The sequence below is a fragment of the Noviherbaspirillum sp. genome (genome assembly GCF_035254685.1).
Lineage (GTDB): Bacteria > Pseudomonadota > Gammaproteobacteria > Burkholderiales > Burkholderiaceae_D > Noviherbaspirillum.
In genome coordinates this window covers 19,290-35,070 of sequence record NZ_DATFAI010000037.1, presented here as the reverse complement: position 1 = coordinate 35,070, position 15,781 = coordinate 19,290, and the positions used below count along the sequence as shown (strand labels likewise).

Sequence of the window (15,781 nt, the reverse complement as noted above, 5' to 3'; positions counted from 1 at the left end):
TAAACCTGGGAACGTTCAGGTTTCGCCCAAGTGCGAAATCGCCTCCTCACGACTCGCATAGAGCGACGGTTCCGTATGGTGTCGCCGGAACGCCGTGCCGAAATAGCTGCGCATGAAAGTGCTGCTGGTGTAGCGGGTGACACGGCTGTAGAAGCGGTCGGCAAGTTCGCGCACCATGTCGACATAACTATCCAGCAGATCCGGCGCGATGGAGAAATTGTCGTAGTTGACGATCGCCGGGACTTTCTGTTCGAGCGGACGCAGGCGCTCCTCGACAAGATCCCGGATCTGCTCAATGTCGGCGACGTTCTTCACTTCGAAGCCTTCGAAATTGACGAAGAACATGTTCCTCTTCGCGTCATAGATCAGGCGCTGCTCCAGCGGCACGTACAGGATATCGTTGCGCAATCCCATCGGCGTCGTCCTGAAGATGCGGGCGTCCATCAGCTTCAGCTGCGGGCTGATCGCCGGACGGAAATGCATTTGCGCCAGGATGTCGCGTTCAAGGTCGACGCCGGGAGCAATCTCGATCACCTCCAGTCCTTCCTGCGCCAGCCGGAATACGCAGCGCTCCGTGATATACAGCACGGCCTGCGCGCGCTGCCGCGCATATTCGCCGCTGAAGGTGCGGTGCTCAACCTCCTCGACGAATTTCTGCGCCGTGCCTTCGCGCCGGATGTGCAACTGGCCGTCTGCGATCGCCACCTCCAGTCCGCCTGCGGTGAAGGTACCTACGAACACCACCTTCTTGGCATTCTGGCTGATGTTGATGAATCCGCCTGCACCCGCGAGTCGCGGCCCGAACTTGCTGACGTTGAGGTTTCCATGCCTGTCAGCCTGCGCCAGGCCGAGGAAGGCGACGTCGAGACCGCCACCGTCGTAGAAGTCGAACTGGTATGGCTGGTCGATGATGGCGGTGGCATTGGTCGCCGCGCCGAAATTGAGCCCGCCAGCAGGAATCCCGCCGATGACGCCGGGTTCCGCGGTGAGCGTCACGAGGTCGAGCACCTTTTCCTCTGCCGCCACGCTGGCCACGCCTTCCGGCATGCCGATGCCGAGGTTGACCACATTGTTCGGCTTGATTTCGAGCAGTGCGCGGCGCGCGATGATCTTGCGCTCGCTCATTTCCATCGGCTGGATGGACGACATCGGCACGCGGATTTCGCTCGCGAATGCGGCGCTGTAGGGTTCGATGAAGGTCTGCATCTGGTATTCCGGCTTTTCGGCCACCACCACGCAGTCGACCAGGATGCCGGGAATCTTCACCTGGCGCGGATGCAGTGAACCACTTTCGGCAATGCGTTCGACCTGCGCGACCACGATGCCGCCTGAATTGTGCGCGGCCATGGCGATCGCAAGCGCTTCGAGCGTCAGCGCCTCCTTTTCCATCGTCACGTTGCCGTCGGGATCGGCGGTCGTGCCGCGAATGATGCCGACGTTGATCGGCAATGCCTTGTAGAACAGGTATTCCCTGCCGCCGATGGTCATCAACTCGACCAGCTCCTCATGGGTGGCATCGTTGATCTTGCCACCACCGAAGCGCGGATCGACGAAGGTGCCGAGTCCGACCGTGGAGAGCAGGCCGGGCTTACCGGCGGCAATGTCGCGGAACAGGTGGGTGATGACGCCTTGCGGCAGGTTATAGGCTTCGATCTTGTTGGCGATGGCGAGTTGCTGCAGCTTGGGCACCAGGCCCCAATGCCCGCCGATCACGCGCCTGACCAGGCCTTCGTGTCCGAAATGGTTCAGGCCGCGGTCCTTGCCATCGCCCTGTCCTGCGGCATAGATGAGCGTGAGATTGCTTGGCTTGCCGATGCCGAGCAGTTCATCTTCGCTATCGAGGAAACGCTTCTCCAGTGCGACGGCGATGTTTTCCGCGAAGCCGATGCCGACGAATCCGCCGGTGGCAATCGTGTCGCCGTCATGGATGAGGCGGACTGCTTCGGCGGCAGAGACGATCTTGTGCCGGCTTGAAGGACGGGAACCGCCCGACATGGGGTCCGGGATGCGATGTACCATGGATGCCTCCATCATGACTGTCGAACCGGCCGCCTTGACTGCGTCGGCGGACTGCCAGGCAATTATGCCCGAATGGCAAGTCCGCTGGTTGATGCAGATCCGATACGCATTGCATGTAACGGTATTGCCGACGCTTCCTTGTTGCTGCGCGCGAAAACCATCCCCGTCAGGGCGGCGGCAGCAGCAGGCTTTCCTCCGGCGAGACTTTTTGCGTGGCCAGCACCTTGTCGATGCGCTTGCCGTCAAGGTCGACGATCTCGAAAGTCCAGTCTTCCCAATCGCAACGATCCGTTGTCTGCGGTATGCGGCCGAGCAGCAGCATGAGCATCCCGCTCAGGGTGTTGTAGCGTCCCCGCTCTTCTTCGGGCACACCCTTGAGGCCGAGGCGGTCCTTCAGTTCGGGAATCGGTATGAGGCCATCCAGCAACCACGACCCATCCTCGCGCTGAACTGCCCAGGCATCCTCGGCGCGATGGGTCTTGAATTCGCCGGTGATCGCTTCCATCACATCCTGCAGCGTGACAATGCCCTGCACTTCGCCGTATTCATCGACGACGAACGCCAGCTTCACGCCGGAATTCTTGAAGTTCTCCAGCAGCTCCATGCCGGTCAGCGACTCGGGCACGAACACTGCCGGCTGCAGGTTCTCGGTCAGGCTCGGCTTTTCGCCGCGCAGCGTCTGCGCCAGCAACTGGCGCGCGTTGGCAACGCCGAGCACTTCGTCCCAGCCGCCGCGTACGACCGGATAGCGCGAGTGGTCGCTCTCCTCGAAGCGCACGAGGTTGTCTTCCACCGGGTCGTTCACGTCGAAGCAGACGATCTCGCTGCGCGGCACCATCAGCGACGCGATCTGGCGGTCGTCCAGGCGGAACACGTTGCGCACCATCTGGTGCTCGTGTTTTTCGATCACGCCTGCGCTGGAACCTTCTGCGAGCATCAGGTTGATTTCTTCCTGCGTCACGCTGGGCTCGGTGCGCTCGGTCACGCCGAAGGTGCGCAGGACCAGTTGCGTCGAGCCGGAAAGCAGGCGCACGAAAGGCTTGGTCATCGCCGCCAGCAGGAGCATGGGACGAGCCACGAGGCGCGCGATCGGTTCGGGGCTGATCTGGCCAATGCGCTTCGGCACCAGCTCGCCGAGCACAATCGAAAAATAGGTGATGGATACGACCACCAGTACCGTGGCCAGATACTCCGAGACGCGCACCTCCACGCCCATATGCTGCAGCCAGACGCTGAAGGGATAGGCGAGCGTCGCTTCACCGACGATGCCGTTCAGGATGCCGATGGAGGTGATCCCGATCTGTACGGTGGACAGGAACCGGTTCGGATCGTCGCCGAGTTCCATGGCTGCCTGTGCCGATGCGTCGCCGCTTTCCGCCAGCTTCTGCAAGCGCGCCTTGCGTGCCGTGACGAGCGCGATCTCCGACATCGCGAAGACGCCGTTGATGAGAATCAGGCCAAGAAGTATCGCGATTTCCATAAGTTATGTCCTGCCTCGCGATCGGAATGCATCCGATCCATTAACGGGATATGCAAGCTTCCGCGTCGGCTGTCCGTGCAGGCTTGCAGACGCCGGGAAACAATCATCGATACTGCATGCCAGGCTTGTCGTGCGCTGACGTGCTCGTGGTGCATTTGCAGAATGCCGGATAGCCGGATTACTGCCGCTACTGCCATTGCTTTTGTGACTGTCGATGCCGCCCTCCACGGTTGCCCTCACGGTTGCTATTCCTCGCTCGCCTCGGAGCCATCCGTTCCGAGCAACAACTGCGCCGTCTCTACCGGCAAGGCCTCGACGGACTTCAGCTTGCGCGACATCTGGCGGGTGCGGGTTTCCGCCTGCTCGATGTTCTTTGCCGCCCGCTCCAGTGTGGTCTTGGTCGCCGCCAGCACATCGCCGAATTTGCCGAACTCGGTCTTGACCGCGCCCAGCACCTGCCAGACTTCCGACGAGCGCTTTTCAAGCGCCAGTGTACGGAATCCCATCTGCAGACTGTTGAGCAAGGCCGACAAGGTCGACGGGCCGGCGATGCTCACGCGACATATCCGCTGCAGCTCATCGGCCAGTCCGGGCCGGCGCATCACTTCAGCGTACAGTCCTTCAGTGGGAAGGAACAGGATGGCGAAATCGGTGGTGAGCGGCGGCGACAGGTATTTCTCCGCGATCGTCTTTGCCTCCAGGCGCACGGCGCGCTCGAGTTCGCGGCCGGCGGCGGCAACGCCCTCGGCATCCGCCAGCTCGGCGGCTTCGGCCAGGCGTTCATACTGCTCCTTGGGGAACTTGGCATCGATCGGCATCCAGACCGGTCGCGCGCCATCGTCCTGCCCTGGCAGCTTCACGGCAAATTCCACGCGCTCGCCGGAGCCGGGCACGGTTTCCACGTTCTTCGCATACTGGTCGGGCGTGAGGACCTGTTCGAGCAGCATTTCGAGCTGCACTTCGCCCCATGTGCCGCGCGTCTTCACATTGGTCAGCACGCGCTTGAGGTCGCCGACGCCGATTGCGAGCTGCTGCATCTCGCCGAGGCCCTGGTGCACTTTTTCAAGACGGTCGGAAACCAGCTTGAAGGATTCGCCCAGGCGCTGCTCCAGCGTCGCATGCAGTTTCTCGTCCACCGTCTTGCGCATTTCTTCGAGCCGCGCGCCGTTGTCGTTCTGCAGGTCCTTGATCTTCGCTTCGAGCGTAGAGCGCACTTCGGCCATGCGTTGCGCGTTCGATTCAGTCAGCGTGGCGAGCGTCTGGTTCAGCGTGTCGCCGAAACGTTTCATTGCCGCCGCCTGCTCCTCGCGGCCTGCCTTTGCATGCGATGCGATGGCTTCGCGCATCGCTTCCAGTTGCTGCGCATTGACCTCGTTCAGCTTGGCAAGCTGCTGTGCGAAGGTATCGATCTGGTTGTTCTGAATGGTGGCGACGCTGGTCAGCTGCGTCGTCAGTGCCTGCTGGAACTGGTGCAGGTTTCCGCTCAGTTCCTGCCGCGTTCCCTGCGCGCTGGTCTGCATCTGGTTGCGCAGCTCGCGTTCGATACGTTCGCCGGTCTGCTGCTGGTGACCTTGCAGCTCGCTCTGGAGTTGCATCAACTGGGTAGCGGCATCGCCGTTGCGAGAACGCATGACGAGGATGATCTGCAGGATGACGATGACTGCGCCCAGCAGGAGGAGGATGAGTTCGATGGAATTCATGAAATGATGGATTGAGGTTGGGTGCGCTTGAAGTTGGGTGCGCTTGACGTTGGGCGCGTTTCCGGCTGCGCGGCAGTCAGCCTGCCTTGTTACGCATCCAGTCGGCGGTCTGGTAGAAGGATTGCATCAGGCGCTCCTGCAGCTGCTGCGGCATGCCGACATCCTGCATGGCAAGCGCCATGCATCGCAGCCACTGGTCGCGTTCACCTGACGCGATGGCATACGGGAGATGGCGCGCGCGAAGGCGCGGATGCCCCAGGCGTTCGATATACATGTCGGGGCCGCCCATCCAGCCGGAAAGAAACCAGTAGAGCTTGTCGCGCGAGCTGTCGAGGTTGGCAGGATGCATCGCGCGGATGCCGGCGAATTCCGCTTCGAGGTCCATCAGGTCGTAGAAACGGTCGACCAGTTCGCGCAGCTTCTCGCTGCCGCCTACCAGCTCGAATGCCGACTGTTGTTGGGAATCTTCAGTTGCCATGGCACGAATGATAGCGCATTGGGTGTCTCCGAGGAATCAAGTTCCCGAACGCAACGACTTCGCAATAATTCTCAACGATCGCAAGGGCAAGTATTCATCTCTGATCCCGCTGTCGATGCAGTACTGCGCGGAAATTTCACTGTCCTCAAGGAAAGCAGACTGGCGAATTTGATCCTTCGCAAAGGCAAGTTTGACGCCCAGCAACCGCGTGTTTGAGCGTACGCAAGCAAACACGACTTAGCAAATTCTCAGGTTCTTTAGTGATTACCATTGTCTAAAAGGTAATAACAATTTTAGCCACCAGAGGTCAGATTTCGACAACTTGATATCCACATAGACAGGCTTGTATCGCCCGGAAACGGTGTCGCCAGAGCGCACGGAAGCGAGCGCCTTGCGGCGAGCATACCGCAATCGATTGTCGATGGTTTTGAGATTGTTGTAACCGACGAAACGACAGAAACGCCATGCGAGATTTCATCATCACCAATTCTTCCCGGTTGGAACTGTCAATGCGGCTCATGGATATCCTGGTGCTCGAGATTGCCGGGGCCGTCGCTGGTCTGATCCATTTCCATATTCCCTTGAGCGAAACGCCGCCGATTCATGTCGTGCTCCTGCACTTCGGCTGTGCGTTGGCATTTCTCGTGTTTCCGCAGCTCGACCTGTACGGCTCGTGGCGCGGCCGTTCTCTGTGGGACATGTTCTTGCGCCTCGCCGCGTCGTGGGCGCTGGTTCTGCTGATCGGCCTGTTCTTCAGCTTCCTGATCCACCATGTCGGCAACGTCTCCCGTCTCTGGATGTTCTACTGGTACGGCATTGGCGTCGCTTTCCTCGTGACGTACCGGGCCGCCGCCTACTTTGCGCTGCGCTTCTTGCGCACAAAGGGGCTGAACAACAAGCGCGTGGTGATCGTCGGCTACGGCAGCACAGGGCGAGAAATGCATCGCCGCGCTATGGAGCAGGACTGGGCAGGATACGACGTCAAGGCTGTGCATGCCGCGCCGGAAGATGCAGGCAAGATCCTCGATCCTTCCGTGGCGCACCTTGGCAGCCTGGAGGACATTCCCTCCTACGTCGAGGCGAACCATATCCACGAAATATGGATCACGCTGCCGCTGCTGGCCTCGCCCAAGCTGCAGGAATTGCAGTACCTGCTCCGCAATACCCTGGTCGACATCCGCTGGGTGCCGGACATCCTAGGCGTGCAGATGCTGAGCAACAAGATCGGCAACTTCCTCGGCCTGCCGGCCGTCGACCTGAACCAGCCGATTTCGAGCGGGCTGAATGGCATCGTCAAGGAAATCTTCGACCGCGTGTTTGCGACCGTCGCGCTTGTGCTGCTGCTTCCGCTGTTCATCGTGATCGCGATCGCCATCAAGCGCTCGTCGCCCGGCCCCGTGTTCTTCAGGCAACCACGCCTGGGCCTGAACGGACGCACCTTCAACGTCTACAAGTTCCGCACGATGAAGGTGCATGAAGAAAAGGACAAGGTGACGCAGGCAACGAAGAACGACCCGCGCATCACCTCGATCGGTGCCTTCCTGCGCCGCACCAGCCTCGATGAATTGCCGCAGTTCATCAACGTGCTGTTCGGTGACATGTCGGTGGTAGGGCCGCGTCCGCACGCGCTTCAGCACAACGAAATGTACAAGGACCTGCTCGAGACGTACATGCTGCGCCATCGCGTGAAGCCTGGCATCACGGGCTGGGCGCAGATACATGGTCTGCGCGGCGAGACCGACACGGTCGACAAGATGGCCGCGCGCGTGAAGTTCGACCTGCACTACATCCAGAACTGGTCGCTCTGGATGGACATCCGGATCATCATCTGGACCGCGTTCAAGGGGTGGACAGGGACGAATGCGTATTGAAGCCGGGCCGGGCCGGGTGCGGGCGCACCGCGATGACTTACGACAGACGACAGGCAGAACCCTCATGCGCAATCCCATCATGTCACCGCTCTCCTTCATGACGCCACGGCATTACCTGGTCGCCGCCGCAGCCTTCTATTCGCTGCTGATCGGCGTGGGCGCCATTCCAGGCAACGCGCAGGCGGTGTCCGCTGTCGTCTACGACAAGCTGCTGCATTTCTTTGCGTACGCCGTCCTGGCATGCCTGGTCTGGGGCGCAGCGCATGGCAGCCCGACGCGGCGCGCAGTGCTGACGCTGTTAGTCATCGGCCTGCTCGGTGGAACCGACGAGGGCTTGCAGTCGCTGATGCCTTACCGCAATGCGAGCTGGATGGACTGGAAGTTCGACATGTATGCCGCGATGGCATGCGTCGCCTTCCTCATCGTCGCGCAATGGTTTGCTCCTGTTCCCTTGCGCGAAGCGGCGCAACGATCACCAGAGGACATGCGGCACAGCCGAAAGCCGGCGCCCTGAGATCCTTTTTTTGCAAGGAAGGCCATGAACAAAAAGATTACGAAAGCAGTCTTTCCGGTCGCGGGGCTCGGCACCCGCTTTCTGCCCGCAACCAAGGCGAGCCCGAAAGAGATGCTGCCGATCGTCGACAAGCCCTTGATCCAGTATGCAGTCGAGGAAGCCGTCGCCGCCGGTATCACCGAAATGATTTTTGTCACAGGCAGGAACAAGCGCGCGATCGAAGACCACTTCGACAAGGCCTACGAACTGGAGGCCGAACTCGAAGCGCGCAACAAGCAATCCCTGCTGGACGTGCTGCACGGGATCAAGCCCGATAACGTGGAATGCTTTTATGTGCGGCAGGCCGAAGCGCTGGGACTGGGCCACGCCGTGCTGTGCGCCGAGCGCCTGGTACGCGGCGAGCCGTTCGCAGTGATCCTTGCCGATGACCTTCTCGACGGACAGACCCCGGTGCTTCGCCAGATGACCGAACTGTACGAGAAGCATGGCCACAGCCTGATCGGCGTCGAGAACATCGCGCGCGAACACAGCCGTTCGTATGGCGTGGTTGCCGGCAGTGCCTGCGAGGAGCGCCTGATCCGGCTGCACGGCATCGTTGAAAAACCCGCTCCCGAGAACGCGCCCTCCACGCTCGGCGTCGTCGGACGCTACATACTGACGCCGGCCATTTTTGACCACCTGCGCAAGGTGCGCCCCGGTGCTGGCGGCGAGCTGCAGCTCACCGACGGCATCGCCTCCCTGCTGCGGGAGGAGTCGGTGTACGCGTATCAGTTCGAAGGCATCCGCTACGACTGCGGCAGCAAGATCGGTTACCTGGAAGCGACGGTGCAGTTCGCGCTTCGCCATCCCGAGGTGCGTGAAGAATTCCGTGCGTTCCTGCAAGGCCTTCCGTTTGCGCAGCATGCCGCGCAGCCGCACTCCTCATCCCTCCAACCGCTTCCGGCCGAAGCGATCGCCTGCACGGGTTAAGCCATGGACAGGAAGGACAACGCAATGACCACCAATCCGAAGATGCCGGAGCACCTGGTGCCCTCCCGCTCCGGCCACACGCCCAAGGTGGCGCTCATCACCGGCATCAGCGGCCAGGACGGCGCCTACCTCGCCGAACTGCTGCTGTCGAAGGGCTATATCGTGCATGGCCTCAAGCGCCGCACCTCACGCTTCAACACCGATCGCATCGACCACCTCTACGAAGGACCGCAGGAGACGGAACGGCGATTCATCCTCTACCACGGCGACATGACGGACTCATCTTCGCTCTGGCGCATCATCCAGCAGACGCAACCGGACGAGATCTACAACCTCGCCGCGCAGAGCCATGTCGCAGTGTCGTTCGAAGAGCCAGAGTACACGGCGAATGCCGATGCGCTCGGCCCCTTGCGGATACTCGAAAGCGTGCGACAGCTCGGGCTTGAGAAGAAGACCCGCTTCTACCAGGCGTCGACTTCCGAAATGTTCGGGCTCACCCAAGAGTTTCCGCAGCGCGAAACCACGCCCTTCCGTCCGCGCAGCCCCTATGCGATAGCCAAGCTGTACGCCTACTGGATCACCGTGAACTATCGCGAGGCGTACGGCATGTACGCCTGCAACGGCATCCTGTTCAACCATGAATCGCCCCTGCGCGGCGAGACCTTCGTCACGCGCAAGATCACGCGCGGCCTCGCGCGCATCGTCCTGAACATGCAGGACTGCATCTACCTCGGCAATCTTGACGCGCAACGCGACTGGGGACATGCGCGCGATTACGTGGAGATGCAATGGAGGATGCTGCAGCAGGCCACGCCCGAGGACTTCGTTGTCGCAACCGGCGTCCAGCACAGCGTGCGCGAGTTCGTCACCGCAGCGGCAGCGGAACTGGGCATCGTACTGCGATGGAACGGACGCGGCGTCGATGAGACGGCCACCGTCGTCACCTCGCGCGTCCACGCGGGCGTTCAGCCGGGCCAGGTCATTGTGCGTGTCGATCCGCGCTACTTCCGTCCAACGGAAGTGGACTGCATGGTCGGCGATGCGAGCAAGGCGCGCGACAAGCTCGGATGGCACCCGACCGTGTCATTCGACGATCTGGTCGGTGAAATGGTGCGCACGGATCTTGACGCCGCCAGCAAGGATCTGCAACTCAGCCAGACCGCCAACGTGCCCGGCAACTACCAGGAATGAATATCAGGGGGACGCTTCCCGCGAGCGTCCCCGGCCGGACCGCCGGCGGCCTGAAGCCGGCCCGCAAATCCATCGAGAGGAAGTGAAAAATGAAGTCCAACCTGAACAAACGCATCTATGTTGCCGGCCATCGCGGCCTGGTCGGCTCGGCCATCGTGCGCGCGCTGCACAAGCGCGACTTCAACAATATCGTCACGCGCCCCCATGCGGAGCTGGAACTGACGGACCAGGAGCAGGTGCGCGCCTTCTTCGCCAATGAGCAGATCGACGAGGTGTACCTCGCCGCCGCGCGCGTGGGCGGCATCCATGCGAACAACACTTATCCTGCCGAGTTCATCTACGACAACCTGATGGTGCAGGCAAACGTCATCCATGAAGCATGGCGCGCGGGCGTCAAGCGTCTGCTGTTCCTCGGCTCGTCGTGCATCTATCCGCGGCTCGCCGAGCAGCCGATCAGGGAAGAGTATCTGATGTCGGGTTCCCTGGAGCCGACCAATGAGCCCTATGCCATCGCCAAGATCGCCGGCATCAAGATGTGCGAGAGCTACAACCGCCAGTACAACACCGATTTCCGCAGCGTGATGCCGACCAATCTGTACGGTCCGGGCGACAACTACCATCCGGAAAACAGTCACGTGATTCCCGCACTGATACGCCGTTTCCATGAAGCAAAGCTGGCCGGCGCGGACAAGGTGGTGATCTGGGGAACGGGAACGCCGCGTCGCGAATTCTTGTATGTCGATGACATGGCTGATGCCTGCGTGCATGTCATGGAGCTCGATCGCGCTACCTATGAAAAGCACACGACACCGATGTTGTCCCATATCAATGTGGGCACAGGCGAGGACGTCACAATACGTGAAGTTGCCGAGATCATAAGAAAAGCGGTGGGCTTCACCGGTGCCATTGAGTTTGATGCAAGCAAGCCGGATGGCACGCCGCGCAAGCTGATGAACACGGCAAAGCTGACCTCCCTCGGATGGCGGCCCGGCATGCGTCTGGGTGAAGGCATCAAGGAAACCTACGAATGCTTCAAGACCGAGTATCGGCCATAGGCATCGTCAGGTACGGCATCGGGGAGAGGTGCAGGCACGATCCAGAGACGCTGAGTGACTGCCGGAATGCCTGAATGTCGGCGCGGTCAGCATGCTGGGCAGTGCACCTTCTCCGTCGCTCCCGCGAAGGCGTAGGCGCATATGCCCGACTTGCGATCGAGCTCATTATGGGTCCCCGTGTGCGCACGGGGATAACGGGGGAGGTGTACGACAAGATCAACCACGGGCACCCGCCCTCGAATGCAAGTTGCAAAGATGGATGCATACCATAAGAGCCTGCCCAAAACGCCCTCGTTATACCAATCGTGATCATGCCCGATTGGAGATCCGTTCAACTCACTGAACACAGCCATGACACCAGCACTTTCACCAGGCGAGATATTTTTCAATCTTCTTGCCGCCCTCTTCGTCATTCCTGTGATTGCAGGGATTTTCATCAAGGCGCCCAAGCTGATCGTGTTCGGCTTCATCGGCGTGCTGTTTCTGTTTTCCGATTCGACCTGGGGCCAGATCGAGCAGGAAGCAACTCTCTACTCGCGCGGCGCAGGGATATTCTATTTCTCGCTGCTCAACCTGATCCTGCTGGTATCCGGCTTCACGGCATTCCTCAAGCGGCTGGCCAATCCGCATAGCCCGCAACTTGCGCCGCCCATATCGAAATATTTCGTCGCCTTCATTTTCCTGCTGCTAGCGCATGTCGTGATGGGGCTCATGGCTGGCATCGACCTGAACGTCATCCTCGGCTACAACGGCGTGTTCAACATCCTGAACATGCTGATATTCATGTACATCGTGATCATGGCTTTCGAGAGCGACAAGGATTCAGTGCGACTGCTGGCCATCATCCTCGTGCTCGCCGGCGTTCGTGCAGCCTTCGGCGCGGTGCGCTATTTCCTGTTCGACGGCGACAGCGCCAACCCCTACCGCAACTTCGAAGGACTCGACATCAAGATCTTCTTCTTCGACATCAACGACAACTTCGTCGCCTCGCTGGCCGCGTTCTGCGCCGCCTGGCTGCTGACAAAGCCGGAGGTGAAGCTGGCCTGGTACACGCGCATCCTCATGCTGCTGTTCATCGGCCTGGAAATCGCTGCGGTGGCGCTGTCCTTCCGCCGCTCTTCGCTCATCGGCCTCGCGCTCATGCTTGGTTTCCTGTTCCTGCAGTTGCCGGGCAAACGCAAATTCTTTTTTGCCCTGGTCGCGGCGGTGGCCCTGGCCGGAGTGGCATCCATCTTCTTCCAGCAGCGGCTGCAGTTCGCTGCCGATGGTGGCGGTGTCCTGGAATCGCTGATCTACGATATCGCACCCGACCGCGGCGGCATCAAGGAGAACCGCTTCTACGAACTGTACGCCGCCGCGCAAAGCATGGACGGCAACTGGCTGTTCGGACGCGGCACCTGGGGCACCTTCATCGGTGACAAGGATGCGCTGTCCTACCATGGCAACGACTTCAGCTTCGTGCACAGCGGCTTCGGGCATGTGCTGTTCAAGACAGGCATCGTCGGTCTGATCCTGTTCTGCTGCATCCTCGCAGCCTATGTTTCCTTCTACTTCAAGCATCGGCGCTATCTCAGCGGCAATGCGCACCTGATCGCCGATGCCGGCTTCGCAGGCTTCCTGTTCTGGATCCCGACCCTGCTGATCGGCACGCCGATCATCGAATTCCGGAGCATGATGGATCTCGGGCTTGTGCTCGCGATGCCTTTTGTCGCCGTCGGCATACACAACTACCAGATCCGTCGCTATCTCTACCAACAAGCCCACTATGCTGCTGCGTAATTCCCTCTGGAACCTCTCCGGCTCGGCCGTGCCGATGGTGGTCGCCCTGGCGACCGTGCCACTGCTGATCCATGCGCTCGGTGTCGAAGGATTCGGCATCGTGACGCTGGTCGGATCGGTGATCGGTTACTTCGGCGTCCTCGACGTCAACCTGAGCGCCGGCGCGATCAAGTATCTTTCCGAGCATCATGCGGCCGGCGATCGTACCCGCTTTGCCGAAACGTTCTGGTTCGGCATCATGTTCTATGGCCTGCTCGGGCTGGTTGGCGCGCTCGCCCTCTTCTTCGGCGCACAGGCCCTGATCGATCACTTCTTCGATGTCACGCCCGGCATGCGCGAGGCAACAGTAGAAGCGTTCCGGATCGGTGCGCTTGGGTTCGCGCTGTCGCAAGCGCAAAACTACCTGCTGGTCGTGCCGCAAGCCCTGCAGCGTTACGATCGCTCCGCGCAGAGCGAGGCGTTCTTCGGCGTGCTGGTGAACCTTGCCTCGGTCGCCGCCGCCTTGGCGGGCACCGGCGTCACCGGCGTGATCACCGCACGCGTGGCGGTTGCCGTCACCAACCTGCTGTACCTGATATGGCTGATCCGCGGCTTCGACCTTGGCCTTGCTCCCTGCTGGCCGCGCAAGGAAGTACGCACGCTGCTGACCTCCTTCAGTGCCTACGCCTACCTGAGCAAGATCGCATCGACCCTGCACCAGCATGCGGACAAGCTGATCGTCGGCGCGATTGCCGGGCCGGTTGCGCTCACCTTCTATACCGTCCCTGTCACGCTTGCCGGCCGTATCCTCGGATTGACTTACAGGCTCTCCAGCGTGATCTATCCGCGTGCCTCGGCGCTTGCCGGTGCGGGCCGCATCAATGAATTGCGGCCGGTATATCTCGTGGTCATGCGCTACGTCACCTACATCAACATTGCGGCGCTGGGCGCCATCGTCCTTGCCGGCGACGAATTCCTGCGGCGCTGGGTCGGCGAAGCCTTCGTGCAGAACGGTTATCCGGTGCTGGTGCTTATGACCGTTGCCCTGCTGGTCGACTCGCTGACCAACATTCCGTCGCTCGTCAACGACGCGCTCGGCCATCCGCGCATCACGGGCCGCTTCGCGCTGGCCAATGGCGTGTTCGGCATCGCCACGGTCTACTTCGGCACGCTCTGGGGCGGCATCGTCGGCGCGGCGAGCGGACATCTCCTGGCGTCGCTGACGCTGGGCCTGAGTTTCCTGGTTTTCGTCCATGGCCGCACCGTGCCGGTCACCTTCGGTGAAGCGCTGCGCACAGGATTCGGGCGCAGCCTTGCCATCGGCGCGATTGTCATCGCCGTACTGGTGCCGCTCAAGTGGCTGATGCCGGCAGGCGTCGCCAGTACGGTTGCCATCGTCTGTGCAGCAATGCTTGCGCTGACGATGGCCGGTCTTTATTTCATTGTCGGCGTGGAGGAGCGCGCCGCCATGCTTGCCTTTGCCCGGCGCCTTCGTTCCTGAGGATGGTATCAATGCGGATTCTTATCGCCAGCGAAGACATTCCCTATCCCAACATGGGTGGTCTCGCCAAGCACGCCCTTAACCTGGCGCGCGCACTCGTGCGCGCGGGCCATAAAGTCGACCTGCTTGGCAATGACGAACACCCGATTTCGGTCTGCGGCGAGGAAGGAAATTTCGGCGGACATTTCATCGGGGAGCTCAATGGATTCCATGCGGGATGGAAAGAGGTGAGCCTTGGCATGTACATGCCGCTCAAGCGCACCGTGCTTGCGAAGCGCTTCGCGTCGATCATCATGCGCCACGCGCCGAACTATGACGTCGTGCATTATCACGGCCACGTGCCGAATGTCGCGCTGTTCATCCCGGAGAGCATCAACTTTATCCAGACGCGGCATGACCAGGGCAGCGACTGTTTCCGGCATACGCGCTTTCGTAACGGCGAGGTGTGCAGCACACTCGTTCCCGGCGATTGCGCCCACTGCCTGACAGAGAAGCCGAACGCGGTGCAGCGCACGGTGTCGGCGATCGCCGTTTCCCGCTACCGCGACGAAGTTGCCAAGAGCTTTCGCCGGCACAAGACGGTGTTCGTTTCGGACCTGCTGCAGAAGAATCTTTCCCGCACGCTCGGGCCGGGACCTTGGGGCGCCACCGTTCACAACTTTGTCGATCGCACCTTGCTGGAGGAAATTCGCGAGGCGGCAAGCCGCCTTCCTCCACCCGCGGGCTTTCATGTGTTCATCGCTTCCAAGCTGTATCCGGCCAAGGGCATCGAGAAATTCCTGCAGGCGCTTACCCCTCGCCTGCCCGCACACATGCGACTGACCATCGTCGGCGATGGCGGCGATGAAACGCGGCTGCGCAAGATGTTCGAAAGCAGTCAGGTCCAGTTCCTCGGCTGGTGCCCCCCGGACAAGACCCTCAAGCTTGCAGCCGCATCGTCGGCCGTCGTGGTGCCCTCTGTCTGCGAGGAGTCCTGCGCCACGACCGTGCTCGAAGGCCTGTTCCTCGGCAAGCCGACCTTCGCCCTGCAACGCGGCGGCACGCCCGAGCTCGTCGCCTACCAGGCCGCTCCGGGGCAGCTGCGGCTGCATCCGGACATGGCATCGCTGGTCGATGACCTGATCGCCTTCGATCCGCAGACACAATTTGGCTTTGCACCGGAAGGCCTGGGCAGTGCCGACCTTGCGGCGCAAAAGTTATTGCATATTTACCGGCTCCCTCCGGGCCACTCCATTCGTTAACAGG

12 protein-coding genes are annotated in these 15,781 nt (G+C 61.0%); 8 read left to right on the top strand and 4 right to left on the bottom strand.

Going from position 1 to position 15,781, the window contains the following annotated elements; all coding sequences use genetic code 11:
• Positions 1-15: 15 nt before the first annotated feature.
• The 4 genes from VJ698_RS16205 to VJ698_RS16190 form a co-directional block, all read right to left on the bottom strand.
• Positions 16-2,019, bottom strand: a complete 2,004-nt coding sequence (locus VJ698_RS16205; protein ID WP_324103826.1) for an acyl CoA:acetate/3-ketoacid CoA transferase — start codon at positions 2,017-2,019, stop codon at positions 16-18.
• Between the two features lie 166 nt (positions 2,020-2,185).
• On the bottom strand, positions 2,186-3,499 hold the full coding sequence (locus tag VJ698_RS16200; RefSeq protein ID WP_324103825.1) for a hemolysin family protein: 1,314 nt from the start codon (positions 3,497-3,499) through the stop codon (positions 2,186-2,188).
• Positions 3,500-3,744: 245 nt separating this feature from the next.
• Positions 3,745-5,199, bottom strand: coding sequence for a DNA recombination protein RmuC (rmuC, locus tag VJ698_RS16195; RefSeq protein WP_324103824.1), 1,455 nt, complete (start codon positions 5,197-5,199; stop codon positions 3,745-3,747).
• 76 nt (positions 5,200-5,275) lie between these two features.
• Positions 5,276-5,677: a group II truncated hemoglobin gene (locus tag VJ698_RS16190; protein WP_324103823.1), complete on the bottom strand. Its 402-nt coding sequence runs from the start codon at positions 5,675-5,677 to the stop codon at positions 5,276-5,278.
• Positions 5,678-6,141: 464 nt separating this feature from the next.
• On the opposite strand from VJ698_RS16190, the gene VJ698_RS16185 reads away from it, so the two are divergent.
• From VJ698_RS16185 to VJ698_RS16150, 8 genes are all read left to right on the top strand, one after another.
• Positions 6,142-7,548: an undecaprenyl-phosphate glucose phosphotransferase gene (locus VJ698_RS16185; RefSeq protein WP_324103822.1), complete on the top strand. Its 1,407-nt coding sequence runs from the start codon at positions 6,142-6,144 to the stop codon at positions 7,546-7,548.
• Positions 7,549-7,612: 64 nt separating this feature from the next.
• On the top strand, positions 7,613-8,062 hold the full coding sequence (locus VJ698_RS16180; protein WP_324103821.1) for a VanZ family protein: 450 nt from the start codon (positions 7,613-7,615) through the stop codon (positions 8,060-8,062).
• A gap of 24 nt (positions 8,063-8,086) precedes the next feature.
• The gene (galU, locus tag VJ698_RS16175; RefSeq protein ID WP_324103820.1) at positions 8,087-9,031 is read left to right on the top strand and encodes a UTP--glucose-1-phosphate uridylyltransferase GalU; all 945 of its coding nucleotides are present in this window, start codon (positions 8,087-8,089) and stop codon (positions 9,029-9,031) included.
• Positions 9,032-9,055: 24 nt separating this feature from the next.
• On the top strand, positions 9,056-10,222 hold the full coding sequence (gene gmd / locus VJ698_RS16170) for a GDP-mannose 4,6-dehydratase (RefSeq protein ID WP_324103819.1): 1,167 nt from the start codon (positions 9,056-9,058) through the stop codon (positions 10,220-10,222).
• An 89-nt stretch (positions 10,223-10,311) separates the two neighbouring features.
• A complete protein-coding gene (fcl, locus tag VJ698_RS16165; protein ID WP_324103818.1) occupies positions 10,312-11,277 on the top strand; it encodes a GDP-L-fucose synthase in 966 nt (321 codons plus the stop codon).
• A gap of 351 nt (positions 11,278-11,628) precedes the next feature.
• Positions 11,629-13,056, top strand: a complete 1,428-nt coding sequence (locus VJ698_RS16160) for an O-antigen ligase family protein (protein ID WP_324103817.1) — start codon at positions 11,629-11,631, stop codon at positions 13,054-13,056.
• Complete coding sequence (locus tag VJ698_RS16155) at positions 13,043-14,536, top strand: oligosaccharide flippase family protein (protein WP_324103816.1); 1,494 nt, start codon at positions 13,043-13,045, stop codon at positions 14,534-14,536. Before VJ698_RS16160 ends, VJ698_RS16155 begins: the two co-directional genes overlap by 14 nt.
• 11 nt (positions 14,537-14,547) lie before the next feature.
• The gene (locus tag VJ698_RS16150) at positions 14,548-15,777 is read left to right on the top strand and encodes a glycosyltransferase family 4 protein (protein ID WP_324103815.1); all 1,230 of its coding nucleotides are present in this window, start codon (positions 14,548-14,550) and stop codon (positions 15,775-15,777) included.
• Positions 15,778-15,781: the final 4 nt, after the last annotated feature.

Coding starts and splice junctions, on each gene's coding strand:
- rmuC (WP_324103824.1), bottom strand. CDS start 5,199: ATGAATTCCATCGAACTCATCCTCCTCCTGCTGGGCGCAGTCATCGTC.
- VJ698_RS16200 (WP_324103825.1), bottom strand. CDS start 3,499: ATGGAAATCGCGATACTTCTTGGCCTGATTCTCATCAACGGCGTCTTC.
- VJ698_RS16205 (WP_324103826.1), bottom strand. CDS start 2,019: ATGGTACATCGCATCCCGGACCCCATGTCGGGCGGTTCCCGTCCTTCA.
- VJ698_RS16190 (WP_324103823.1), bottom strand. CDS start 5,677: ATGGCAACTGAAGATTCCCAACAACAGTCGGCATTCGAGCTGGTAGGC.
- VJ698_RS16155 (WP_324103816.1), top strand. CDS start 13,043: ATGCTGCTGCGTAATTCCCTCTGGAACCTCTCCGGCTCGGCCGTGCCG.
- fcl (WP_324103818.1), top strand. CDS start 10,312: ATGAAGTCCAACCTGAACAAACGCATCTATGTTGCCGGCCATCGCGGC.
- VJ698_RS16185 (WP_324103822.1), top strand. CDS start 6,142: ATGCGAGATTTCATCATCACCAATTCTTCCCGGTTGGAACTGTCAATG.
- VJ698_RS16150 (WP_324103815.1), top strand. CDS start 14,548: ATGCGGATTCTTATCGCCAGCGAAGACATTCCCTATCCCAACATGGGT.
- galU (WP_324103820.1), top strand. CDS start 8,087: ATGAACAAAAAGATTACGAAAGCAGTCTTTCCGGTCGCGGGGCTCGGC.
- gmd (WP_324103819.1), top strand. CDS start 9,056: ATGACCACCAATCCGAAGATGCCGGAGCACCTGGTGCCCTCCCGCTCC.
- VJ698_RS16180 (WP_324103821.1), top strand. CDS start 7,613: ATGCGCAATCCCATCATGTCACCGCTCTCCTTCATGACGCCACGGCAT.
- VJ698_RS16160 (WP_324103817.1), top strand. CDS start 11,629: ATGACACCAGCACTTTCACCAGGCGAGATATTTTTCAATCTTCTTGCC.